The organism is Chryseobacterium sp. FW101-FHT12H09, assembly GCF_058790395.1.
On sequence record NZ_JBYTCP010000003.1, the window covers coordinates 639291 to 663527 of the forward strand.

Below are 24237 nucleotides of genomic sequence, written 5' to 3' on the forward strand. Positions count from 1 at the left end.
CCCGATGTGACCGTGTTAGCAGCTGTCCTCCACTCTACCCTGATCCAATTTAAATAAAATACGGCTCAAAGGAGAAATGCATTGCCCGCAAAATAGGAGATTAATTTGTGGGCATTTTTATGAGACAAACTGGAAGCAATTGTTTACTCCCAACACCCGAACCCTATGAAAATAAAACTTAGCTATCTATTTATTTTACTATACACCCTCGTAAGTTGTCAGGGAAAATCGATCATCAATGATCTGAAATTCTCTAACTATTCAGGACATCCCAAAAAAATTACAGAGGTCATTACTTTTTCAAACCAAAATATAAATGAGAATATCTCTTATTTTGACAAAGAGGGTTTCCTTACAAAAGTTGAATACTATAATGTGATCAAAAGTGGATCTTCTCATGATCGATTGATCAATGAAATTACTACCTACAATTCAAAAGACAAAGCAAAACGCTATTTTGAAGTCATTAATCCTGAAACTAAGAAAATAGTAACTAACGGTTATTTTGAAAAAATATCGGATTCATTATATAAGAGAGTTTCAAATGCTACTGATCACAATATATCACTTCACAAACTATTTTATTTTGACAGAAATAACCACCTCATAAAAACAGAAGAAACCGGGAATTTTTATGAAACCCCAATTAACAGCATCATTTTATATACCTATACCAATACCCTAAAAAATGAAATCCTTTTTGAGAATTTAACCAATCACAAAAAGTCTAAGCATATTTATAAAAATGTAAAGCTTGATCCAAATGCCAATTCTGTGTATGAAGAATTAGTGGATGATCATGGAATTCTACAACAAAAAACAGAAAGAAAATTTGAATATTATTAATTGAAAAAATTTCTATTAAGCGTAGTTTAAGCAAGCTTCAATCTCCCTGCTCATTCGAAAAGTTTAAAAATTTATTTCACAAGAGAATATATTAATACTCCAATACCGGCATAGGCAGCAACGGTAATAATATCAGCAATAGGCTGCGAAAAGCGTTTTTCAGCAATTCTCTCGCCATTGATCTGGTTCTTATGGAATTTCAGAACTTTTTTAGAATTACGAACCGGATGCGCCACCAGGCTGTCGCTTTCCCACTTGTCAACGATGACTTTATAAGACCTGCCATCAACATCAATTTTAACATTTTTACCCGGAGTCAGTTTCCCCTGAATATCAACCGGGATAGGCGTTTGCTGTAAATCCGCGCCTTGAGATTTAGTGGCTGTATTTTTGGTGTGCGGAGAATTGGTGTCAGCAGGAGCTGCACGCTCATTAGATTCTTTCTTATTGCCCTTCTTATCCATTGCTGGATCGGCTGGTTTTTTAACCTGGTAAGTATAGCAACTTACAAGAGAAAATAATATAATGATGAGATAAAGATTCTTTCGCATTAGCCAAATTTAAGAAATAAACGGAAAATTCAGTATTTTCTTTTAAAAATTCTGAATTTAAAAATGTATTCCTGCTTAAAAAAGCAATTGGTATTGATTAAGATTTTAAGAATCAGTATTAAAATGCAGTGTTACCGAATAATGATATTCTCCCTAAACACTTCGCAGTTCAGCAATTTCTTTTACTAATTTCGGGTACATAGACTGTAGATCAGCTCCACCTTTTGGTTCACGGTTCATCTGCCGCTCCGGGCTATCATAATGATTCTCCGGATACAGTTCGTCAACAGTATCTCTTATCTCTGATTCATCTTCATTATCATGATTTTCTGAATAGGCATCATCAGAGACATACAGAAGTCCTTCTGCCCAGCAGTCGGCAATGTTAAAGCTGTATTTTCCATTGACCAATGACTGAATATCTTTTTCAATATCTTCAAAAAATTCTTTTCCTTTCAACAACAGCCAGCATCGGAAGTAAATAAACCCATCATCAGAAAGGGAATCGTTAAACACATAAACCCCATTCTCCAGCTTAAATCCACATTCAAGAATAATAGAAAGTTCAGCAATTTCTGCCGTATAAAGGTTACTCAGTTTCTCCCGAAGTGTTTTTTCAAAAAGAATAAGTCTTTCTTTTCCAAATTTAGAAAGGTAGGCGGTTAAATTTTCCAAATGTTCATCCACATCATATTCGCTCCAATGGGCTTTTCTCTGTTTATTGGATTTTTCAATGGCTTCCCAGAAATAAATATCAGCTCTTTCATTCTCTGAAAGTTCTTTTTTCTGTGGAACTTCGTCATGTTCCAGAATTTCAATATATCCTTTCTTTATCTTTTGATTGATCAGCTTTTCAGACTCGTGAGTACATTCTTTTTCATCAGCAAATTCTTTGATTGTTTCCCTGCCTTTTGTTCCGGTTTTGCCAAATATTATTTTTTGAGTAGTTCCCTGGTAATCTATATTCCAAAATTTATCTGATAGCTCATTTTGATTGATCAAGTGCCTTTTCATAAAGTAAAAAAATGTGATGGATTTTTAATGGAATTAAAACTACAAAAAAATAAAGAACCGATGCGCTATTTCCTCTACAAATTCCTTTCTGGCAGCCATTACCTGAAAATCTTTAAGTTATATTATAGTCACTTTAATACTCTTCCCACTCCCCATTTTGAGGATCATATTTCTGATATTCACCCGTATCTGTAAATTCTGAGGCGGTCATCCCCACTTCAAAAATATTTTCTTCATTAAAATCTGTTGAAAAATACAGTGCTTCATCGGTTAGCAGCGCTTGCCCATATTCAGGATGTTCGAAATGAAATCCATATTTGCTTTTTTCGTGTAAGACATAGTTATACTTTGCAAGACGTGCTTTTAATTCTTCAATCTGAGGTGCCGTAAACGGCTCAAGATTCTTCTCATCATCGAAAAAACTTTCGTCGTTGAGTTTCTGCTCTCTTTCTTTGGTCTCTTTTCTGAATAAATGGATGTCGTAGCTCATATCTTTTTTATGCTTTAAAAATACAGTTAGTCTATGGTTTTTTCTATGTTTTGATATTAAATTTATAAAAATAAGTAGCCAACAGAGTAAAACCTCCACTATAAAAATAGGTAAGAATGGTTGCCAATACTTATTTTGTCTGTCAATTTTACACCATCTTTGACCGGAGTTATCAAGCATGCTTTAAAACTGCCTGCCCCACCCATTATTATGCTTGCACCAGCCAATAAAAATAATTAATTTCAATCCTCAGATAACAGGGGACAATTAACAACACAACACCCTGTTAATTAGTACTTTAAATCACACAAAGAATAAAATAAAATTAATAATTAAAATAAACGAGGCAAACATAGCGAATAATCTGTTTCAACAACCAACGGAACGATCACTATAAGAATTAGATATGCTCAGGGAACATCAGCAAAAAACAGGGTTCAGGCACTTACTGGAATTTATATTCTACAGTAATTTTTTTTATGGCATTTGTACAGCCGCCGCTACCCTTGAAACCACTTTCCTTATGAAAATCCCTTTTCAAGGGATAATGCTATACATACTAACGTTTATCAGTACCATTATTTTCTATAATTATCCATACGCCAGAAGTCATTCACCTACCTCCAAAAATCCGCGTACGCGGTGGTATTCTGCTCATCATAAAATGATCTCAAAAATCCAGATTGGTCTTAATATCTGTCTATTAGGGATAATGGTGTGGATGGCGATCGTTTACTTTAATGAAATAAAAGCAATGACAGGTATACAGTGGATCCTGTTATTGATCTTCCCTATCGTAGCGGCCATGTATTACGGAAAAAATATTGCCACGCGTGCCTACAACCTTCGAAGAGCGGGATTGGTAAAGCCTTTCATCATTGGCTTTGTCTGGGCTGGCTTAACGACCATATATCCGTTATTATATTCTAATGTCATTCATTCATTCGAACAGAATTTCACCTTACTTCTGCTTATCCTGTTTCTGAAGAATTTCATGTTTATTTCATTGCTGGCAATTATGTTTGATGTAAAAGATTATGCGGATGATACCACAAATCAGTTAAACACTTTTGTTGTAAAATATGGTTTAAGAAATACACTTTTAAACATCATAATTCCATTGATCATTTTAGGTATCCTTACCTTCATATCCTATGCCTTAATGAGTAAATTCAGCATTCCGAAAATGACATTTATCCTCATTCCTTTTTTACTTCTGGTGGCGGTAACGCTGTCATTAAAAAAAAGGCGGCCTCTTATGTATTACCTGGTTGTTATTGACGGACTGATATTTGTAAAAGCCCTTTTTGGTATTTTAGCTGCCATCTCATAAAATTTCATGAGGCAATTTATCAGTTTAGTTTCACGTTCATTTTTTGAATAAAACCATCCCATTGCTTATTCAGGTACACCAATGATTCCTTTTTCTCATTTTCATCCAGAGACGAATAATTAATCGAATTAAAAACCAGTTTCTTCAATGCTTTTACATCAAGCTCCCAGGAAACAAAAGCGACCCAGAAATCATAATTAAGACCTTCATATCCGTAAACACTCGGATCATCACTATTTATAGAACACTGTACTCCATTGCTTAACAAAACCCTTGCAGGATGATTCCGCAGGTCACTGACATATCCTAAAATCTGATTACTGATCGGACTTACCTCAACCAGTTTATTTTGTTTTCTGATCAACTCCATTGTTTTTGGAAAATAGATCAGATTGAGGCCATGCCCAATCCTTGGATTGTCCAATGATGAAATATCCAGTATATTTTTATTAAAGACAGAGGTACTTTCTCCTGCATGAAGAAAAAGAGGCATCTTCACTCCATACCTTTTGCTGAGTTCATTTAGTTTCATCCAATCTTCCCGGAAAGAATAGATGCTATTTCCTGCCGCCTCATCTGCAACAAGATCAAAGCCTGAAATAACATTCGGAAACTCCTTTTTAAGTTCAAAGGCTGTTTCAAGTTGTTTTTCAATACTTTTCGGATCTAAAAATTTAAAACTGGAATAAATTAATTTCAAACTGAACTGCGGGTATGATTTCTGTATTTCTTTAACAACCTCCTGCAGATCGGTAACCGACGTTTTCAATGGATACTTTCCATGTTTAAAATCATAAAGCTCATCAAAGATAAACCTGATTTCCAGGTGTTGCACATTATTTGCCACTAAATCCAGAAACCCTTTTTTATAATATTCCCTAAAAAAAGGACGATAAGGCAACAACAGGCTAATACGTTTAAAACGTTTCTCAAACTCAATCCAGTAATCGGTATAAGTACACAGTGATTCCCGCTTCAGGATGAGAAGGTCTGCCAGTTTTTTTTCAAAATCAGGATCTGAAGTCAGTTTTTTATCAAGACCAATAAATCCTTTCGGAACTTTCCCTTCTTCAAAAAATGCCAGCTGTCCGAAAATAAACTGGTCATTATCTGCCTGATCATAAACATACGATTCTTTATACTTTCTTGCCGCAGCAATCACCCATTTCACATCGGTTATTCCGCCACTATGGGTATGCAGCAACCCTCCTTTCGGCATAGATTGAATGATCTCAAATAATTTACTGCCCTCTATCAATGGTTTTATTTCATTAAAAGAACTATTAAATAAAGGTATTTTCTGTTTGTCTGTTTCCGTAAGAAATTCCTTTCGTAACTGAAATAATTTTTTGTCCAATGCGATCTCAGCATCAGACAGTTTTATATCAGCATCAAAAGCCAATGCTTGATTTTCCTGTTCCAATAACATCCAGTTCTGTTGATAAGTGGATTTTTCAGCCACTTTATTTTGGCATCCAAACAATGGAAATCCAAAAAGTAAAATATAAGTAAGATACCTTCTCTTCATAATATTGAGGTTTGCTTTGCACACTTGATTATGCATAAGAATCTTTTGAAAAAAATAAAGGTTTAAATAAAATGATCTCCAAAAATATAATTAATTTTTTGAGTAAAACAAAATTGAACCTAACCATATAACAGAAAAAATTACTACAATACCTTTTGCATGGGCTAAAAGCTTTACACCATTTAAATGAAAATGGCGTTATTTTACATCGATGATTATTATTTTAATTGAATATATTCTAAAAGGAAAATAATAATTTTTAATCAAATTTAATAAACATCTGATCAAAATTCAAGGTCATTTTGTTGAATTGTCGGATCACATCCTGACCAATATTTCCGTAGACCGTCTCTTTATTAATCTTGTTTTTTAATAAATTTATATTTTTAAGCGGGATCTGTTTTCCTAATATATGAAAGGTATGGTTTACTTTAAATCCATCGTATTCAGCTTTTCCGCCTGCACCGCCCATACTGATCTTAACGCCTTTGTATTCCTTATCTATATTTTTTTTATTCTCTTCATAAAAAGGTGCATATAACATCGTCTGATCAGCACCGGTATCAAAAGTAAAATGTCTGCCATCAATAAAAATAAGTGGAGTCAGACCGTCAATTGCCATATTCGCCGGTGTATTTATTTTTGTTTCTTTTTCCGGTACAATAAAATAATCATCTTGCGTCAGCTGCACTTCATTTAAAGCTTCAATAACGGGAAACCCAAGGATACCATTGATCTGATAGTTTATTTGCGGAAAGCTGAGCGCCGTGTCTGCAAAAACTAAAAATATGGCATTTTCTATCGTGATATTTCCAAGAACCAGTTTTTTACATACGGCAAGATCTGCTTTAACAGAAATGCCGGTAATCGCATCTACATCAATATCAGCGGGAATAATTTTCATTTTTAAACGCCTGGCAGCGGATGCTGAAATTGTGGAAATATTAGCTCCTGTATCAAAAATAAAATTCATGGTATCTTCACCGGTACTTATTTTAAGATTCTTTAAGTTCGCAACATCCTTTTCCATCTTTATGCGGGTACCTCCATTAAAAGTAACCTGTTGTCTGGGTTCATTTTCAAGAGCAGTCCATATTTTCAGGTTGTTTTTAAAGTCACTCTTTTCATCTTCTGTAAGGAGATCATTATATTGGTTAATGGCTACCTCAATAGCTTTTTTGGCTCCTTTATAATCATATTGTTTCATGCAGTTATCCTCTTTAATACGCCAGATCTTAAGCATAAGTGAATCAGGAAGTCTGGTTTTTGAAGATTCAAGTTTTAAAATCTTCTGATTAGATTCTTCAGGTTTGTTAAAAGCATTATAAAGCACTGCTTCGGTAAAATACTGGTATTCTACAGGCAGATCTTTCTTGTTTTTTTCAAAAAGTTCATGAACTATAAAAAAATTCTTTTGATCTATCTTTTTATATAAGATATCAAACTTTGAAACAGGGGTCTGGCAAAAACTAATAATAGATATGAACAACATGGCAGCCAACATGGTCTTACCTATTATTCCAATCATCCAAAATGAGTTTATTTTTAATAATCTTCCAATATTCTTTTTAATCTTAGTTTCGGAATTCTTCATACTGCTATTATTAGTTATTTGAATTTTAAACAATTTCAAGCCACTAATTTATCAAATTCCGCCATGCTAAACGATAGATACTATTTAAAATCCGGTATATTATAATGATGTTTTTAGTGAAGTTAATTCTTGTTCATTTTTAAACGGTAAGCAGTCTTAAAATTGATTAAATGCATAAAAGTAAAGACAGCAATTACCTAATATTAAAAGTGTTAAAAGAATAACTACACCAACCTCTGTACTCCTGTTGTAATATTATCTTTTTGTAATATTAAAAAACATTTCTCCAGGCATTGAAATATCTTATTTTTATTCATATATTTGCGTAACATTACTAAATAATTATAAAAATTTATAATTATTTTCATACAGATTGTACCGGTTTATTTCGAAGAATAAAAATATAAACTACAGATTATTAACAGTATTAGGTCGATTTAAAGTTCTCTTATTAATAAATTATTACTAAATCACCTTTATCGTTAAAAATATCACATAATTTATTTATTTTTATTCCTCCAAAATAAGCAATCGCTCATTATGCCTTATGGTCTAGCGTTTTGCTATGGAATTTTTCAGCTATCATTTCAACACCATAAACACTATGAAAAACTTAACCATTATTGGCGCAAAGCCTTTTGAAAAGCCGGATATCGACCTTAAATCTAATAACCTAAGGGTTACTGGAATCCACACAATTAACCGATTCGAAATTAAAGAATAATTATTAAATAACGTTTATTGTTAAATATATAACATAAATTTACTACTTTTATTCCTTCATAACAAACAATCGCACTTTATAACTAAATGTTTAGCGTTTTGTTATGGAATATTCTATCATTTCAAACCATAAATGCCATGAAAAACTTTACTATTATTGGGATAACGCCTTTTGAAAAACCGGATGTGAATCTTATCCTGAAACTACATCAGGCGGGTGCATTTCCTATCCTAAGCTTAGGACATGAGTTAACGATTGCTCAGCAAGCATTAAATCAACTCGACCATACAGATGTATCTTCTTATGGTATCTCCGCCACTGATGACAAATTTATGTCGCTTCAAATTCCAGAGAAAGTAAGCTTTGTGATACTTCCTTTCAGCCTATCAATTAATTACGCATTGGATTTACCGGTTATTTACCAGGTAAACAGTTTGGAAGAAGCCAGACAGGCTGAACAATCAGGAGCAAAAGGTATCATCGTAAAAGGGAATGAAGCTGGTGGACTTGTTGGTTATGAATCAACATTTGTATTATTTCAGCGTGTTATCAAAGAAATCAATACTATACCAGTATGGGCACAGGGAGGAATAGGCCTCCACACTTCTGCGGCAGTAAAAGCATTAGGAGCAACCGGTGTCATATTGGATAGTCAGCTTGCTCTTTTTCCAGAAAGTTCCGTTCCTCAGGATGTAAAAGACCTATGCTCAAAACTAAATGGAACCGAAACAAAAATTATAGCTAATCATCGGGTGTTGGTGAGGCCAAATTCACCCGCTTTACCGGAAGATATCGGTGCCACGGATCTTAAGCAATACTTTACTGACCTTGATATCAGTAAGAGCTATATTCCCATGGGACAGGATATTTCTTTAGCCATAGATCTGTATGAAGATTTCAAAAGTCTCAAAAAGATGATCTTTGGATTTAAAGAAGCCATGTACGGGCATCTGAAACAGGCAAAAGCACTCCAGGTCATTAATGAGGATAATATGCTGGCCAGAGAACTTGGTTTAAGATATCCCATTGCACAAGGGCCAATGACCCGTGTCAGTGATGTCCCTTCATTTGCCAATGCTGTAGCCGAAGCAGGAGGTTTGCCTTTTGTGGCCCTGTCTTTACTTAAAGGTGAACAGGCAAAAGCATTGGTAATTGAAACTAAAAAACTTGCCGGTGAAAAAACATGGGGTGTTGGTATTTTAGGATTTGCACCTCAGGCACTGAGAGATGAACAGACCTCCTATATCCTTGAAGCCAGACCTCCCGTAGTTCTTATCGCAGGCGGAAGACCTGCTCAGGCTAAGATATTTGAAAAAGCAGGAATAAGTACTTTCCTGCATGTTCCTTCCCCTGCATTATTGGATATTTTCCTGAAAGAAGGAGCTAAGAAATTCATATTTGAAGGACGTGAATGTGGTGGCCATGTAGGTCCACTTTCAAGCATGGTCCTTTGGGAAAAACAGATTGAAAGAATTTTAAAAGAAGATCATCCTGAAAATATCAGTGTATTTTTTGCAGGAGGAATCCATAACGCATTCTCAACAGCATTTGTTTCTATCATGGCGGCTCCGTTAGCAGCCAGAGGTGTAAAAGTGGGTGTACTCATGGGAACTGCTTATCTCTATACTGAAGAAGCGGTAATCACCGGAGCCATCCAGGAGGAATTTCAATTGCAGGCTATGCAGGCAAAAGACACCGTCCTGTTGGAAACAGCTCCTGGACATGAAACACGTTGCTTAAACACAGCATTTTCACAACATTTCAATAGCGAGAAGACTAAACTTCTGGCTGCGGGAATGGATAAAAAAGAAGTCTGGGAACAACTTGAAAAACTAAATGTTGGTCGTCTGCGAATTGCTGCCAAAGGGATAGATCGTCAGGGTGACCAACTGGTCAACATACCTAAAAATGAACAGCTAGACCTGGGAATGTATATGATCGGACAAATTGCAACCATGCATGACCATGTGATCTCTCTTGCAGAGCTTCATAAGGATGTTGGTATTGATAATCACAAATACATTCAGCAAGCAACATTACCAGAAGAGCCTGCGTCCAATGAAAAATCACTGGATATCGCTATTGTAGGGATGGAATGTATTTTCCCAGGTGCAAAAAATTTACAGGAATACTGGCGTAATATCATTCTAGGAAAAGACAGCGTAACAGAAGTACCGGATGAGCGATGGAATAAAGATATTTATTATCACCCGGACTCTGACGGACCCGATGTATCCCATTCTAAATGGGGTGGCTTTATTCCGAAAATAGATTTTGATCCCCTCGCATTTGGAATTCCACCACAATCTCTTGCAGCCATTGAACCTACACAATTATTAACCTTACTGGTTGCTAAACGTGCCATGGAAGATGCCGGATATGGAGAAAAACACGTCAACAGAGAAAACATCTCTGTGATCATCGGAGCTGAAGGCGGTAATGACCTGGCAAATAGTTATAGTTTCAGAGGATATTATAAGCAGGTTTTCGGAGAACTTCATGATGAAGTAAAAGAGGCATTTCCACACACTACAGAGGATTCTTTCCCTGGTATTTTAGCTAATGTCATCGCAGGTCGGATTACGAACAGACTGGATCTTGGAGGCAGGAATTTTACCGTAGATGCTGCGTGTGCTTCGTCTTTGGCAGCTATTGATTTGGCATGTCAGGAACTTATATTAGGCAAATCCGATATGGTACTTGCCGGTGGAGCTGATCTACATAACGGGATCAATGATTACCTTATGTTTTCAAGTACACATGCTCTTTCCCGAAAAGGAAGATGTGCAACATTTGACAGTGATGCCGATGGTATTGCTCTGGGAGAAGGGATAGCCATACTAGTATTAAAAAGATATGAAGATGCTGTACATGATGGTGACCGTATTTATTCTGTTATCAAAGGTGTAGGCGGATCAAGTGATGGAAAGGCTTTAGGTCTTACTGCGCCTAGAAAAATAGGCCAGGTAAGAGCTTTGGAACGTGCATATGCCCAAGCAGGTATCAGTCCTGCATCAGTTGGACTTGTTGAGGCTCATGGTACAGGAACTGTAGTTGGAGACAAAACAGAACTTAGCGCACTTACCAATTTATTTAGTCGTTCAGGGGCTTTACCCGGTCAGACTCATTTAGGTTCTGTAAAAACGCAGATCGGGCATACCAAATGTGCAGCAGGATTAGCAGGATTGATCAAAGCTTCTTTAGCAGTATACCATGGTATAAAACCTCCTACCCTTCATCTTCAACAGCCTAACGCTTACTATAATGCTCAAACCAGTCCTTTTGCGTTTTATGCCGAAAGTGGACTTTGGAGCGAGAAGAACCGTTATGCCGGAATCAGTGCTTTTGGATTCGGAGGAACTAATTTCCATACCGTTATTGCAAATCACCCTAAACAAGATAATTCTGTAGCATTACAGTCATGGCCTTCTGAGCTATTTGTGTTCCGCGGAGATACTTATGAAGAGGCCAAAAACCAATTGGGACAGATCAAATCTTTATTAGAAATAAATGATGACATCTCTTTAAAAGATATTGCATACAGCTTAACCGTAGGCTCAGAAAAACCAATACAGTTAAGTATTGTTGCTGATACAGCCGAAGACCTGATGATGAAAATCGAATTGGTTTTATTCGGTATTGAAACCAAAGACACCTTTATTGTAAATAAAAGAGCAGGTAAAGTGGCCTTTTTATTTCCTGGCCAGGGTAGTCAGCGAATCAATATGGCCCGCGATCTGTTTGTGGTTTTTCCAGCTATCCGAAATCTTATAGAAGGCTATCCGGAGCTTGAGAAAGTCGTTTTCCCTTCTACTACTTTTGATGCCGATGCTTTAAAGGAACAAAAGGAGACCATTAAAGATACCCGTTTAGCACAGCCAATTTTGGGGATTGTTGATCTCGCATTAGCCAGACTCCTAGAATCCATGGGTATTGTTCCAGATATGGTGGCAGGACACAGTTATGGTGAATTACCTGCTTTGTGCTTTGCAGGAGTATTTGGAGAAGAAAAATTAGTTGATTTAAGTATCCAGCGGGCCCACTCGATCTTAGATTCTGTAGAAGGCGGAGATCCGGGCACTATGTTGGCAGTAAGCGCTAAACAGGAAGATTTACAACCAATTCTTGAACAAATACAAGGCTGTTATCCCGTAAATTTCAATACTCCATCTCAATGTGTGGTGGCAGGAAGTACACCGGCAATAGATAAATTAATGGAACTTCTTAGGAAGGAGCGTATTTCTGCAAAAAAATTAGAGGTTGCCTGCGCATTCCACAGTCCGTTACTTGCCAAATCCAAAGACTTATATGATGCTGTATTGAAAGATGTTCCTTTTCAGGAAATGCAAATTCCTGTCTGGTCCAATACTACGGCAGCAGTATACCCAACAGATGCATCCGAAATAAAGGAAAGACTTACCGAACACCTTGTACAACCGGTAAGATTTGTGGAAGAAATCCAGGCAATGTATGACGATGGAGCAAGAATATTCATTGAGGTAGGACCAGGAAAAATACTCACCGGACTGACTCAGTCTTGCCTGGAAAAAGATCAATTGACATTCTATGTCGAGGATAGCAACCGCAATAAACTGACTCACCTGCTTTGTATGTTTGCTCAGTACCTTGGCACTGGCCGTACCTTCAATATTGAAAAGCTTTTTGATGGCCGTAACGCTAGATTTATTCAAATAGACCAGCCTGAACTTTATAAGAAAAACCCAGCTATCTGGCGTGTAAACGGTCAGGCTGCACAACCAACCACAGGCACACTGCCAGTGAATGGTGCATTACCTATAATAACACCACTTCAAATGAACAACTTTACCAATCAACAAGTACCTGCAGTTGATAATCAGCTTGCTGCTGAACGCATGTTGCAGGAATATTTAAATAGTATGAAATTACTTATACAGGCTCAACGGGATGTGATGCTTTCCTTCTTAGGACAGAATCCACAGATCAATCCTACTCCTGTCTATGCTTCACCTGTACCCAACCTCATCAATGATCGTTTGGTTTCTATTCCAGCTTCCCCGGTCAATACGGAGAAACCTGTTATCATTCAAACAAAACAGGCTCCATCAAAAGATATTAAATCCTTATTACTACAGGTTGTTAGTGATAAAACGGGATATCCTCATGAAATGCTGGGTATGGAAATGGATCTTGAGGCTGACCTGAGTATTGACTCTATTAAAAGGGTTGAGATTATAGGAACCCTGCGAAGTGAACTGAATATCCTTACGATCGATCATGCCAATGAAGATACCGTTATGGAGCAATTAGCGGCGATAAAAACCTTAAGTGGTCTCGTTGCATGGCTTACAGAGTATACAGGAGTAGCAGTTACTGCAGAAAAAAATGGCTCAGAAGAAGTCAATGGTTCAAAACCTCAGGATCAATCTTCATTTTCTATCGAAGACCTTCAGAAAGCAATTTTGGATATTGTAAGTGAAAAAACTGGTTATCCGAAAGAGATGCTAGGTTTGGATCTGGACTTAGAAGCTGATTTAAGTATTGATTCTATTAAGCGTATGGAAATTATCGCTGACCTTAAAACTAAGATAGGATTCGGTCAGAATTTAGAGCAGGCTGATGATCTTATGGAAAAAATGGCTGCTATTAAAACACTTAAGGGGTTGGCAAATTGGATTAGTGAGATCAACAATACCGGCGCTGATAATAATAGTACAACTAACAATCACATTGATGTAAATGTTGATGTTGAAGCTACTCCAACGGTATTATCCCGTCTTCGTTTTGATCTTACTCCAAGTGATATTTCCTTAATACAAAACACTGAAATATTACAAGGAAAACGTTTTGCAATTACCCAAGACAATGGTAACCAAACGCAGGAAATTAAAAACAGACTTGAACAATATGGCGCTATTGCAGAATTAGTGGACATGGAGAAGGATCTTTCAGATTTTGACGGACTGATCATTCTGGATATGTTCTCATCTCCTGTTAAGCATAATATCATTGATCATGTTGATTTGATAAAAAAATTAAATCTCGATAAAGCAAAATGGATTTACCTGATATCAGATATTCCTGCACATCTTGAAGAATTAACCGATACTCGTGTACTGCGCCATTATCAAGGTTATTCAGGTTTATTTAAAAGCCTGGCGCGTGAGTTTGAACAAACCACCTGCAGACTAATCAGTTTAAGCACTACTCAGAAGATGGATCAGATTGCTGAAATTGCTTTAAAAGAGATATTAGCAGCCGATAAACCGGTTGAAGTTATTTACAAAAATGATCAAAGGCATAAAGTGGATATTATACCTTCACCTTTATCAACAAGTCTGGAAGATGCACACATCCAGCTAGATCAGGAATCAGTTGTCTTAGTACTTGGAGGTGCACAGGGGATCACTTCTGAACTGGCTAAACATATGTCAGAAGCTTATCCATGTACCTATATTCTTGTAGGCAGATCAGCAGATCCAAGAGATGAAGCACCAGATCATAAAGAATTGGAAGTGATGAAAACCAAGGAAGAAATAAGAAGTTATCTTATAAAAACCGGGAAATTCACGTCACCTCCTCAAATAGAAAAAGAAACGGTACGAGTTTTCAAAAATAACCAGATCCTCCATACGATCCGAGATATGGAACGACTTGGAAGCACTGTGGTTTATCAATCTTTAGACCTTTGTGATGAAGATGGGTTAAGTGCCCTTCTCAGCAATATTTATGAAAAATACGGTCACCTGGACGGAGTTATTCATGGGGCAGGTCTTTTGGAAGATAAATTATTTAAGCATAAAACAAGCAGTTCTTTCGGGCGGGTCTTTGACACTAAAGTAAAACCACTTCGAGTACTGGCTGAACAGCTTCGTGAAGATTGCCAGTTTGTTGTTCTGTTCTCAAGTATTGCATCAGTATATGGCAATAAAGGTCAGACCGATTATGCCGCAGCAAATAGTGTATTGGATGATTATGCCAGAGCTCTTGACAAAAGGCTAAAAGGAAAAGTGATCTCCATAAACTGGGGACCTTGGAAGGGAGCAGGTATGGTTTCACCAACCTTAGAAACAGAATATGAACGTCGGGGGATTTCTTTAATTCCTTTGGATCAGGGGAAAGAGACTTTTCTTAATGAGATAAAATACGGAAATGAAAGCCAGGTACTAATCATGTCTGGAAGCAATTGGTAATCCTCTGTATAAGATAATTATGAAAAAAACAGATGTTGCTGTAATTGGTTTATCTTGTGTCTTTCCTGGGGCACAAGATGCCAACACTTTTTGGCAAAATATTGTCAATAAAGTCGACTCTACCCAACTGGCTCCTGCCGACAGGATCGATCCTGTGCACTTTAGTGATAGTACAAATTCAGTCGATCGTTTTTATTGCAAACGTGGTGGATTTATTTCTGACTACGAATTTGATCCCACAGCATTTGGCATTTTACCACTAGCCGTTGAAGGTACGGAACCGGATCATTTATTAACACTTGATCTTGTGCAAAAGGCTTTGGAGGATGCAGGAGTATTTCAGAAGCAGGTATCGTTAGAAAAAACGGGAATCATCATTGGTAAAGGAAACTACGCAGGACCCGGTGCTACCCGTGCCATCGAAATTGTGCGGACTGGTGAACAGATCTCCTCATTATTACAGGAATTATTACCTCAGGTATCTTCAGCAGATATCGAAAAGGTTAAGCATGCCTTTCAGGAGCGTAAAGGACGTTTTGCTGCTGATACTGCTATGGGACTTATCCCTAATCTTGTCGCCTCTTTAGTTGCTAACCGATTCAATTTAGGAGGAGCCGCTTTTACAGTGGATGCAGCCTGTGCGAGTGCTTTACTTGCTGTGGATCACGCTGTACAAGAGCTTAACCGTGGACGTTGCGACATGGTTATTGCAGGTGGTGTGCATACAGGACAGAATGCTGCTTTCTGGAGTATTTTTGCTCAGCTTGGAGCGATGTCCCGCCAACAGCAAATTAAGCCGTTCAGCATGGATGCCGACGGATTATTAATTGGAGAAGGCTGTGGTTTCGTTGTTCTGAAGCGATTGGAAGATGCTGTCCGTGATCAGGATAAGATCTATGCTGTTATTAAAGGTGTGGGTGTAAGCAGTGATGGTAATGGAACCAGTGTTATGAGTCCGTCCGTTAAAGGCCAGTTAAAAGCTTTAAAACAAGCCTGGACTAATGCTGATATGGATGAAAAACAGATTGGTTATTTAGAAGCTCACGGTACAGGAACGCCACTTGGAGACAAAACAGAACTTCAGACCCTGGCTCAGTTCTTTGGTAAAGAAGAAGCCGCTCCCATCGCAGGTATCGGATCTGTAAAATCAAATATAGGACATGCAATGCCTGCAGCAGGTATAGCAGGTTTGATAAAGACCTGTTTAGCATTACATCATGATACTTTACCACCTACATTATATTGTGAAAATCCGGTTGCCGATATGGAGCAGACTCGATTTGCACCTGTACAGGAACCAAAAAACTGGTCAAAATCAGGTTTGCCAAAAGTGGCAGCAGTGAATGCTTTTGGATTTGGAGGTATCAATGCACACGTTGTTCTTGAAGGATATGATAAGCCGAAAAAAGACCGTGTATTACTTTTAGCAAGAGCAACAAACGAAGAATTACTTTCCGCTTTACGGAATAACGAAACTATACCGGGCGAAGGAGATTACAGGATTGCCCTCTTTGATCCAACACCTGAAAGAATAGAAAAAGCGATTAAGATTGTCTCTAAGAAAAACCCTTGGCGCAACAGACAGGATATTTGGTATACCTCTATTCCTTTATTACGCGATGGTGGTAAAATAGCCTTTGTTTTTCCTGGCTTAGATGGCCTTGCAAAAGGTGAAGTAGACAGTGTCAGTCGTTATTTTGGATTAACTGAACCTATACAAACTGAAGGTGATGGTCTGTTAACTGATGCATTAAACATTTTTAATTCATGCAGCATACTGGATACCGCGTTGAAAAATTTGGGTATTTCACCAGATATGAATGCAGGACATAGCTTAGGAGAATGGCTGGCTGGCTATTCCGCTGAGCTGGCAGAGGTAAACTCTGTGAAATCATTGATCGATGTACTTAATCCGGAAACTTTTGAATTAAAGGATTCCAGATTTATTGCGATAGGAGCAGGTATTGATAGCATTACACCCCTTATTGCAGAAATTCCAAATGTATATGTTTCTAATGATAACTGTCCCAATCAGGTTATCCTTTGTGGCAGCAATACCGCTCTTGATGAATTAGTTCCATTATTAAAATCTAAACAGATATTTCATCAGATTCTGCCATTCCAATCTGGTTTTCATTCTCCGTTTGTTGCTGACAAGCTTGATTTAATTCTAGAGGGAATGGAACAGGTACAGTTTCAAAAAACAAAGATCCCTTTATGGTCTGCGACCACCCTCACCCCATATCCTGAAGATCAGGAAGCGATCAGAAAACTGAGCGCTGAACATCTTGTTCAGCCGGTTCGCTTCCGCGAGCTTACTGAAAAGCTTTATGAAGAGGGTGCCCGATTTTTCATCCAGGTGGGTGCCGGCGGGTTATTAGGTTTTATTGATGATACATTAAAAGGAAAGGCCTTCAGTACTGTCGCTTCCAGCTTGCCAACCCGATCTGCACTTACTCAGCTGGAGCGTGTGGTCGCTGCATTATTTGTGGAAGGTAAAACTGTAGCACTTGACTTTTTGGACATCCATAATAATTCAAAAAAACCATCAGGTAAAGGAATCAAACTGCAATTGGGATCACCCATTATCCGTGATTTTAAAGAAATAAAATCTTTAGCACAATCTTTTGACACAAAACAAAAAAGTGTTTCAGCAACGGTAGCTAAGACGGGACATCCTCTTGTGCAGGCATTTCAGGAGAACATGACTGATATAATGCGTATGCAGGAAGAAGTACTGACCCTCTTTCAGAATCGCCTGGAAAATAGAGTTACAAATCCTATATTGACGAAAGTACCCACTCATGCGAATTTCTCCAAATCTCTGCATGTTAACCTGGATAGTCATCCTTACCTCATCGATCATAGTCTGTTGAGACAACCCAAAGGATGGACCGATATTGCAGATATGGAACCGGTTATTCCCATGACCATGATTTTTGAAGTATTAGCTGAAATAGCCCAGGCAGAAATAGAAGGAACACAGGTACATAAAATCATGAATGTAAATGTGTTTCAATGGATGAACGTTGCCAAACCTTTTGAGAAAACAGTAAAGGGAGAATGGCGATCATCAAACCACGCCTATCTGGATATTGAAAACTTCGCTAATGCAGAAGTGTTACTAACCTCATCAGCTCCTGTTGTTCCGGCCTTTGATCTTTCAATCGGAGATCTTTTACCAATCAATAGAACCCCTGAAGAGATCTATGAAAGACATATGTTTCATGGAGAAGCTTACCAGGGTATTACGGAGATTTCATCGGTTGGAACCAAAGGTATCGCAGGGAAAATTAAAGGAAATGGAGGAAAAGGTTCCTTATTAGATAACGCCGGGCAATTATTTGGACTGTGGCTACAACTGACTCTAACAAAAGACCGTATTGCTTTTCCTGTGAAAATCAGGGATATCGAATTTTTCGGTAATATGGATGATCAGGAAGGCTTATTTGAATGCTTCTGTATACTTACTGATTTAAATGAGGAATTTGCAACCGCTAACATCATACTGAAAAGAAACGGAAAAGTCTGGTGTGCTATTACAGGATGGCAGAACAGGAGACTTGAAATTGATGAGGCATTATGGAACGTTTCCATGTCTCCTTTACATAACCGACTTTCAGAAGAAATAGCTCCTCAGGTATTTTATTTTCATCAAGCTTACTCCAGAGTTGTTTCATGGGATTTTATTATGAAACGCTATTTCAATCAAACTGAAAAGAAATATCATAATGAGCTCTTACCTAACAAGCGAAAAAACTGGATGGTGAGTCGTGTAGCCGTGAAAGATGCTGTAAGAAACCTGTTACGCCAACAAAAAGATCATGCTTGTTTTCCTATTGCATTTGAAGTACGTTCGGATGAGGTTGGCAAACCTTATCTTATTGGTGATTCTACAGAAGATATCCATGTATCATTAGCTCATAAAGGAAAAGAAGCAGTAGCTATTGCCCGTCATGGAAGCCCCGTAGGAATTGATATGGAACTTATTGAAGAACGCAGCTCAGGATTTTATGATCTGGTATTTACTGATGCTGAATTAGCATTATTAAAAGGCCGGGATCAGGCTGAATGGACCACCCGGTTCTGGGTAGCCAAAGAAGCCTACGGAAAGTTTTTGGGCACCGGTCTGAAAGGAAATCCAAAAGCATACGAAGTTGAACTTATAACAGATGATCATTTATGGATCAATAAAATTGAAATAAAAACTATTAAACACCTAAATTATATTATCGGATGGACACTCTAAACCACACATTAAAAATGAATCACGAGGAACTATTCACTCTTTTAAAAGGCTTTATCACCGAAGTAATTGGTGAAGAATTTGTAGAAGAAATGGACATTACTCCAGAAAGCTCGTTCACGAAAGACCTGGAAATGGACAGTATAGAAATCGTTTCTTTTTCTGAGAAAATCAAAGCCCATTTTGGTGAACAAATTGATTTCACCGGCTGGCTTTCTTCTATGGACTTAGATCAATTGATCAATCTTGACCTCCGTATGATCATCAATTATATCTACGAATGCCAATAATTACTGTTGACAATAGGAAAGTCCATATACAGGAACTCAATAAGGACGCTAAACAAACTGTGGTGCTTATCCACGGGATGTTCAGCAACTTATCAATTTATTATTTTAATATAGCTCCTATTCTGGCAAAACATTATCATGTGGTGATGTATGATTTAAAAAGCCATGGCATGAGTGAGCGTTTTCAAGATGGATACGACCTTGAGAGTATGTCATCCGACCTGCTCAATCTGATGGACTTTTTACAACTCAAAAAAGCACATCTTGTCGGCTACAGCTTCGGAGGTCTTATTGCACTGAAAACAGCATTAAAATATCCAGACCGTGTTGATAAACTTGCGGTTATGGAAGCTCCGGATCCCAGAGACGATAAAACGCGTGGTATCATTGACGAATACAGTAAGGAGTTTCTTGAACATTATGTTGCTAATTTTACTGATACTACAAAAGTACAAATGGGTAAACGGCAAATGGAAAAAAACCACCGTATGTATGAGTTCTTATTTGAACAAACGAGCATCAAAGCAGATATGATCAAAGAAAAGGATTTTCTCAATGAGACTGATTTATCCGAATTGGCTTCTTCTACATTATTGCTCTATGGATCCCAATCCAATTGTAAGCCTACAGGTGAATTATTAAAAACGCAAATTGGCAAAGCTGAACTGGAATTGATTCCTGGTGATCATAATATCCCTATACAGGAACCGGCTCAGATAGCAGAAACCATCAATCATTTTTTATCTAAATTTTAAACACAAAACTATGGCTAAATTTGTATTTGTTGTCCCTCCATTGACAGGCCATGTCAATCCAACTCTAAGTATTGGAGCGACTCTATTGGAAAGAGGGCATCAGGTGGCTTGGATCAGTCTTGATAAAAATTTAAGCACCAAACTTCCTGTTGGAGGAGAATTATTAGTTATTGAATACGATCAGACAGATGAATCAAAAAAAGAAAGTGAACAATATCTCGATATAATTTCAAAAAAAGTAGTGTACGGCATCGACAGCATCAAATTTCTTTATGAAGATGTACTCATTCCTTTAAACAGACATTGCTATAATGGTATTGTTACTTTGCTAAAATCATATCAACCGGATCTGGTTATTGGGGATCATCAGCTATTCGTCGCATCTATTGCTGCGAAAAAGCTAGGTCTTCCTTACAGCACATCTGTTACTGCTCCCGCTGCCATTAAAATTATGGACGAATTGCCTAAGGTACACGAATGGGAAGTGAATCAGATCATCGAACTGCAAAAGGAACTGGGAATAACAGAAAACCGTTCATTGGCTTCTTCAGATCTTTTAACCATGGTTTTAACGTCCAGGTATTTCTTTGGTGAAATGGAGTTACCATCCAATTATCAGTTTACGGGCCCAGTTCTTACAGAACGCCGTATTTCGTGTGAATTTGACTGGGACAGATTAAATAGCAGCACTCAGAAGAAGATTTTAGTAAGCATTGGTACCACATTCGATCATGATCATAAGAAAGCTTTTTTCCAAAAGGTAGTTGATGCATTTCAGAATGAAGACTTAACCGTTGTAGTGGTTTCAGATCCACAGCTTTTTGATAGCTGGCCGGAAAATTTTATGGTCTATCAACAGGTTCCTCAATTGGATCTATTACCCCATCTGGATGGAGTCGTTTGTCATGGAGGACATAATACGGTTTCTGAAGCACTTTCAAATGGCCTGCCTTTAGTGGTTATTCCAATTGCATATGATCAATCCCATGTAGCTGGACGTGTCGTACGTACAGGGGCTGGTGAACGTCTTAATTTTAATAGATTTAAATCAAATCATTTAAAGGAAGCTGTACAGCAGATCTTAAACAACCCTGAGTATCGTGAGGCGGCCGAAATTATCCGTCAGTCTTTCATTGATGCCGGAGGTTCAGCAACTGCAGCCAATTTACTTGAAAAGGCTATTATTTCTTCTTCGGAACAAATAAAACCCCGCTCTAAATTCTTATTTGTTATTCCACCGTTCTTTGGACATATCAGTCCTACATTAAGTGTCGGTGTAAGCTTGATTGAAAGAGGACATGAAGTGAAATGGTTTGGAATTACCCCGCTTTCCAATGAACATATTCCGGAAGGAGGATCTTATTTCTATCCTGAAGAAGATCTTATTCCATATCAGGATGAAATCAAACGTATCCTGAAAAGACAGGATGATGGACCTGCCTGTTCCGGACCTGAAGTAATGAAACTCGCATTAGAAGAAACCTATGTTCCATTTGCCAAAATGATGATGCCGGGATTAAGCCGCCTTACGGAAAGCTGGAAACCTGATGTCATCGTTAATGACTGTATTTCTTTTGGTGGAGCATTGTTTGCTCATAAACATAATATTCCTTGTGTAACGACCACTCCTGTTCCTCCGGATGTAATGGGAGATACAGAAAAAAGTGCACCTAAAATATTTGAATGGCAACAAAATCTGATCAAAGATCTTCAAAAAGAAGTGGGAATTGATGATGATGGTATTTTTATCCATTCTCATAAATTGAACCTCGTGTTTACCTCACAGGCTTTTGCAGGTTTTGAAACCGTACCTTCTCATATGAAGTTTGTAGGTCCGGTAAAAGGGCGACCAAATGATGCTCCTTTTGATTGGGATCGTTTAAATGCATCTACCACACCTAAAATATTTGTGTCTTTAGGTACTCTGTTGGTGGACATCAGAAAAGCTTTTTTCGAAAAGATCATCGCTGCATTTGCAGATCAGCCGGTTACTATTGTAGCAGCTACTCCACCTGATATTTTTGAAGAATGGCCATCTAATTTTATTGTAAATAGTTTTGTACCACAATCAGCGTTAATGCCACACATGGATATGGTTATTTGTCATGGAGGTTTTAATACCGTTAATGACACATTCCGTAATGGACTTCCAATGTTGATTACACCAATTGCTTATGATCATTTTCATATTGCAAAATTAATTGAGCAGGCAGGTTGTGGAAAGAGTATCCGATACAAACGATTGCGTATTGAATCGCTTCGTGAAACAGTGTTTGAATTGCTTGAGGATCCAACATACCGAAATGCAGCCAAAGAGGTTCAGGCTACCTTTCTTACTGCAGGCGGCAATGATAAAGCTGTAGAATTGTTAGAAAATTTTGTACAAGAAGAACAATCCGTATTAGTTTCTGTTTAATCCTATGAAAAGAAGATTGTTATTTGGTGAGCGCATGTTGTTAGGCGATGGAACAGAACCTTTCAATGCGGTTATTCCTTTCAGACTGAGGGGTGACTTCAAAGAAGAAGAAATCCAGCATGCCCTGAATCTGATTCAGGCCAAACACCCATGGTTAAGAGCACTCATCACTCACGATGAAAAAAATGTGCCTTGGTTTGAAGTGCCTAAACTCACCATACCTATTCCTATAAGGCTAGTGATCCGTGAAGGAGAAGATGATTGGCAGGAAGAATCCAAGAAGGAATGGAATATGGTCTTTGATTATAAAAAACTTCCCTTAATCCGCTTTGTATGGATTAAAGGAGAAGGAGTATCAGATATGCTTTTTGTGTTTCATCACTGTTTATCTGATGGAGGTTCCGCGATGACATTTTTATATGAATTTCTAAAGGTATTGAACGATCCCACTACCGATATTGGTATTGAAAATCCCATATTAGGAATTGAAGATGTTGTTCCATCTGCAATTTTAACGAATCGCAGACAGAAGCTGAAAGCAAAATTTATAGGCCGACTGGCAGCAACAGCTATCAAATGTTTTCCTATGAGAAAAAAAGCTATTGACCGGCAAAACGATTATCTTATCCATTGGAAATTTGATCAGACGACCAGTAAACAATTGATCGCTTACTGCAAATCAATAGAGATTACTGTTAATACTTTTTTAAGTGCCACCTTACTTCAGACATTTAAACAAGTAAGAGGAACAGTAGCCTTTAATAAAGTTTCATGTCCTGTAGATATCAGGCGTTTTGCAACACAGATAAAAGAAGATCATATTTTCGCTTTCGGACTGATGATTACCATTTCATCCAATGAGAAAATGAGTTTTTCAGATAATTTACCATTGATGCAGGAAGCTGTAGAGCGTGAAACTTCGAAGCTCAATCCATATCTTACTATGATGGTAATGGAATCCGGACATGATGCTTTAGAAAATTTCACAAAACTATTAAAGAAAGGCAAATCATCCAATGATTGTATGTTCTCGAACCTTGGACGTATCCAGATCCCTCATGATTATAAGAAATTTGCAGTAGACACTATTTTTAGTCCTTCAGTAATTGGTCCTTTGGGTAATACTACTACCATGGTGACTTCAACATTCAGAGGGAAAATGGACTTCTGTTTTATGGGAAGTGAGGGGTATTTACCCTATTCGGAGGCTATAGCCATTCGCGATGAAATGATAAAATCGATTGAAGCACAGCTGGAATATGTAGCCGTATAATAATT

At 37.7% G+C, this 24237-nt stretch carries 13 protein-coding genes; 8 read left to right on the top strand and 5 right to left on the bottom strand.

Annotated elements, in window-relative coordinates:
• The first annotated feature begins 165 nt into the window (after positions 1-165).
• A complete protein-coding gene (locus AC3WRL_RS13695; RefSeq protein WP_492330527.1) occupies positions 166-846 on the top strand; it encodes a hypothetical protein in 681 nt (226 codons plus the stop codon).
• Between the two features lie 71 nt (positions 847-917).
• On the opposite strand, the gene AC3WRL_RS13700 is transcribed toward AC3WRL_RS13695, so the two are convergent.
• From AC3WRL_RS13700 to AC3WRL_RS13710, 3 genes are all read right to left on the bottom strand, one after another.
• Positions 918-1397, bottom strand: a complete 480-nt coding sequence (locus AC3WRL_RS13700) for a hypothetical protein (protein ID WP_492330528.1) — start codon at positions 1395-1397, stop codon at positions 918-920.
• Positions 1398-1550: 153 nt separating this feature from the next.
• The gene (locus tag AC3WRL_RS13705; protein WP_214831601.1) at positions 1551-2411 is read right to left on the bottom strand and encodes a DUF4240 domain-containing protein; all 861 of its coding nucleotides are present in this window, start codon (positions 2409-2411) and stop codon (positions 1551-1553) included.
• A 133-nt stretch (positions 2412-2544) separates the two neighbouring features.
• The gene (locus AC3WRL_RS13710; protein ID WP_214831602.1) at positions 2545-2901 is read right to left on the bottom strand and encodes a hypothetical protein; all 357 of its coding nucleotides are present in this window, start codon (positions 2899-2901) and stop codon (positions 2545-2547) included.
• Positions 2902-3424: 523 nt separating this feature from the next.
• On the opposite strand from AC3WRL_RS13710, the gene AC3WRL_RS13715 reads away from it, so the two are divergent.
• Entirely contained in the window at positions 3425-4234 is an 810-nt protein-coding gene (locus AC3WRL_RS13715; protein ID WP_492330529.1) for a hypothetical protein, read from the top strand.
• 19 nt (positions 4235-4253) lie between these two features.
• Here the strand turns inward: AC3WRL_RS13715 and AC3WRL_RS13720 are convergent, their stop codons facing one another.
• On the bottom strand, positions 4254-5762 hold the full coding sequence (locus tag AC3WRL_RS13720) for an amidohydrolase family protein (protein ID WP_492330530.1): 1509 nt from the start codon (positions 5760-5762) through the stop codon (positions 4254-4256).
• Positions 5763-6021: 259 nt separating this feature from the next.
• On the bottom strand, positions 6022-7356 hold the full coding sequence (locus AC3WRL_RS13725; protein ID WP_492330531.1) for a retropepsin-like aspartic protease: 1335 nt from the start codon (positions 7354-7356) through the stop codon (positions 6022-6024).
• An 861-nt stretch (positions 7357-8217) separates the two neighbouring features.
• On the opposite strand from AC3WRL_RS13725, the gene AC3WRL_RS13730 reads away from it, so the two are divergent.
• The 6 genes from AC3WRL_RS13730 to AC3WRL_RS13755 are packed head-to-tail and all read left to right on the top strand — an operon-like array spanning position 8218 to position 24232.
• Positions 8218-15252 carry an SDR family NAD(P)-dependent oxidoreductase gene (locus AC3WRL_RS13730; RefSeq protein WP_492330532.1) on the top strand — a complete coding sequence of 2345 codons (7035 nt, stop codon included), beginning with the start codon at positions 8218-8220 and terminating at the stop codon, positions 15250-15252.
• A 19-nt stretch (positions 15253-15271) separates the two neighbouring features.
• Positions 15272-19501 (top strand): type I polyketide synthase, encoded by a 4230-nt coding sequence (locus AC3WRL_RS13735; RefSeq protein ID WP_492330533.1) that lies wholly within the window; start codon positions 15272-15274, stop codon positions 19499-19501.
• Between the two features lie 14 nt (positions 19502-19515).
• On the top strand, positions 19516-19788 hold the full coding sequence (locus AC3WRL_RS13740) for an acyl carrier protein (protein WP_251040612.1): 273 nt from the start codon (positions 19516-19518) through the stop codon (positions 19786-19788).
• Positions 19779-20543 (top strand): alpha/beta fold hydrolase, encoded by a 765-nt coding sequence (locus AC3WRL_RS13745; protein WP_214831609.1) that lies wholly within the window; start codon positions 19779-19781, stop codon positions 20541-20543. The genes AC3WRL_RS13740 and AC3WRL_RS13745 overlap by 10 nt, the downstream gene beginning before the upstream one ends.
• Positions 20544-20553: 10 nt before the next feature.
• Entirely contained in the window at positions 20554-22959 is a 2406-nt protein-coding gene (locus tag AC3WRL_RS13750) for a glycosyltransferase (protein ID WP_492330534.1), read from the top strand.
• A 4-nt stretch (positions 22960-22963) separates the two neighbouring features.
• Complete coding sequence (locus AC3WRL_RS13755; RefSeq protein ID WP_492330535.1) at positions 22964-24232, top strand: condensation domain-containing protein; 1269 nt, start codon at positions 22964-22966, stop codon at positions 24230-24232.
• The last annotated feature ends 5 nt before the right edge of the window (positions 24233-24237 follow it).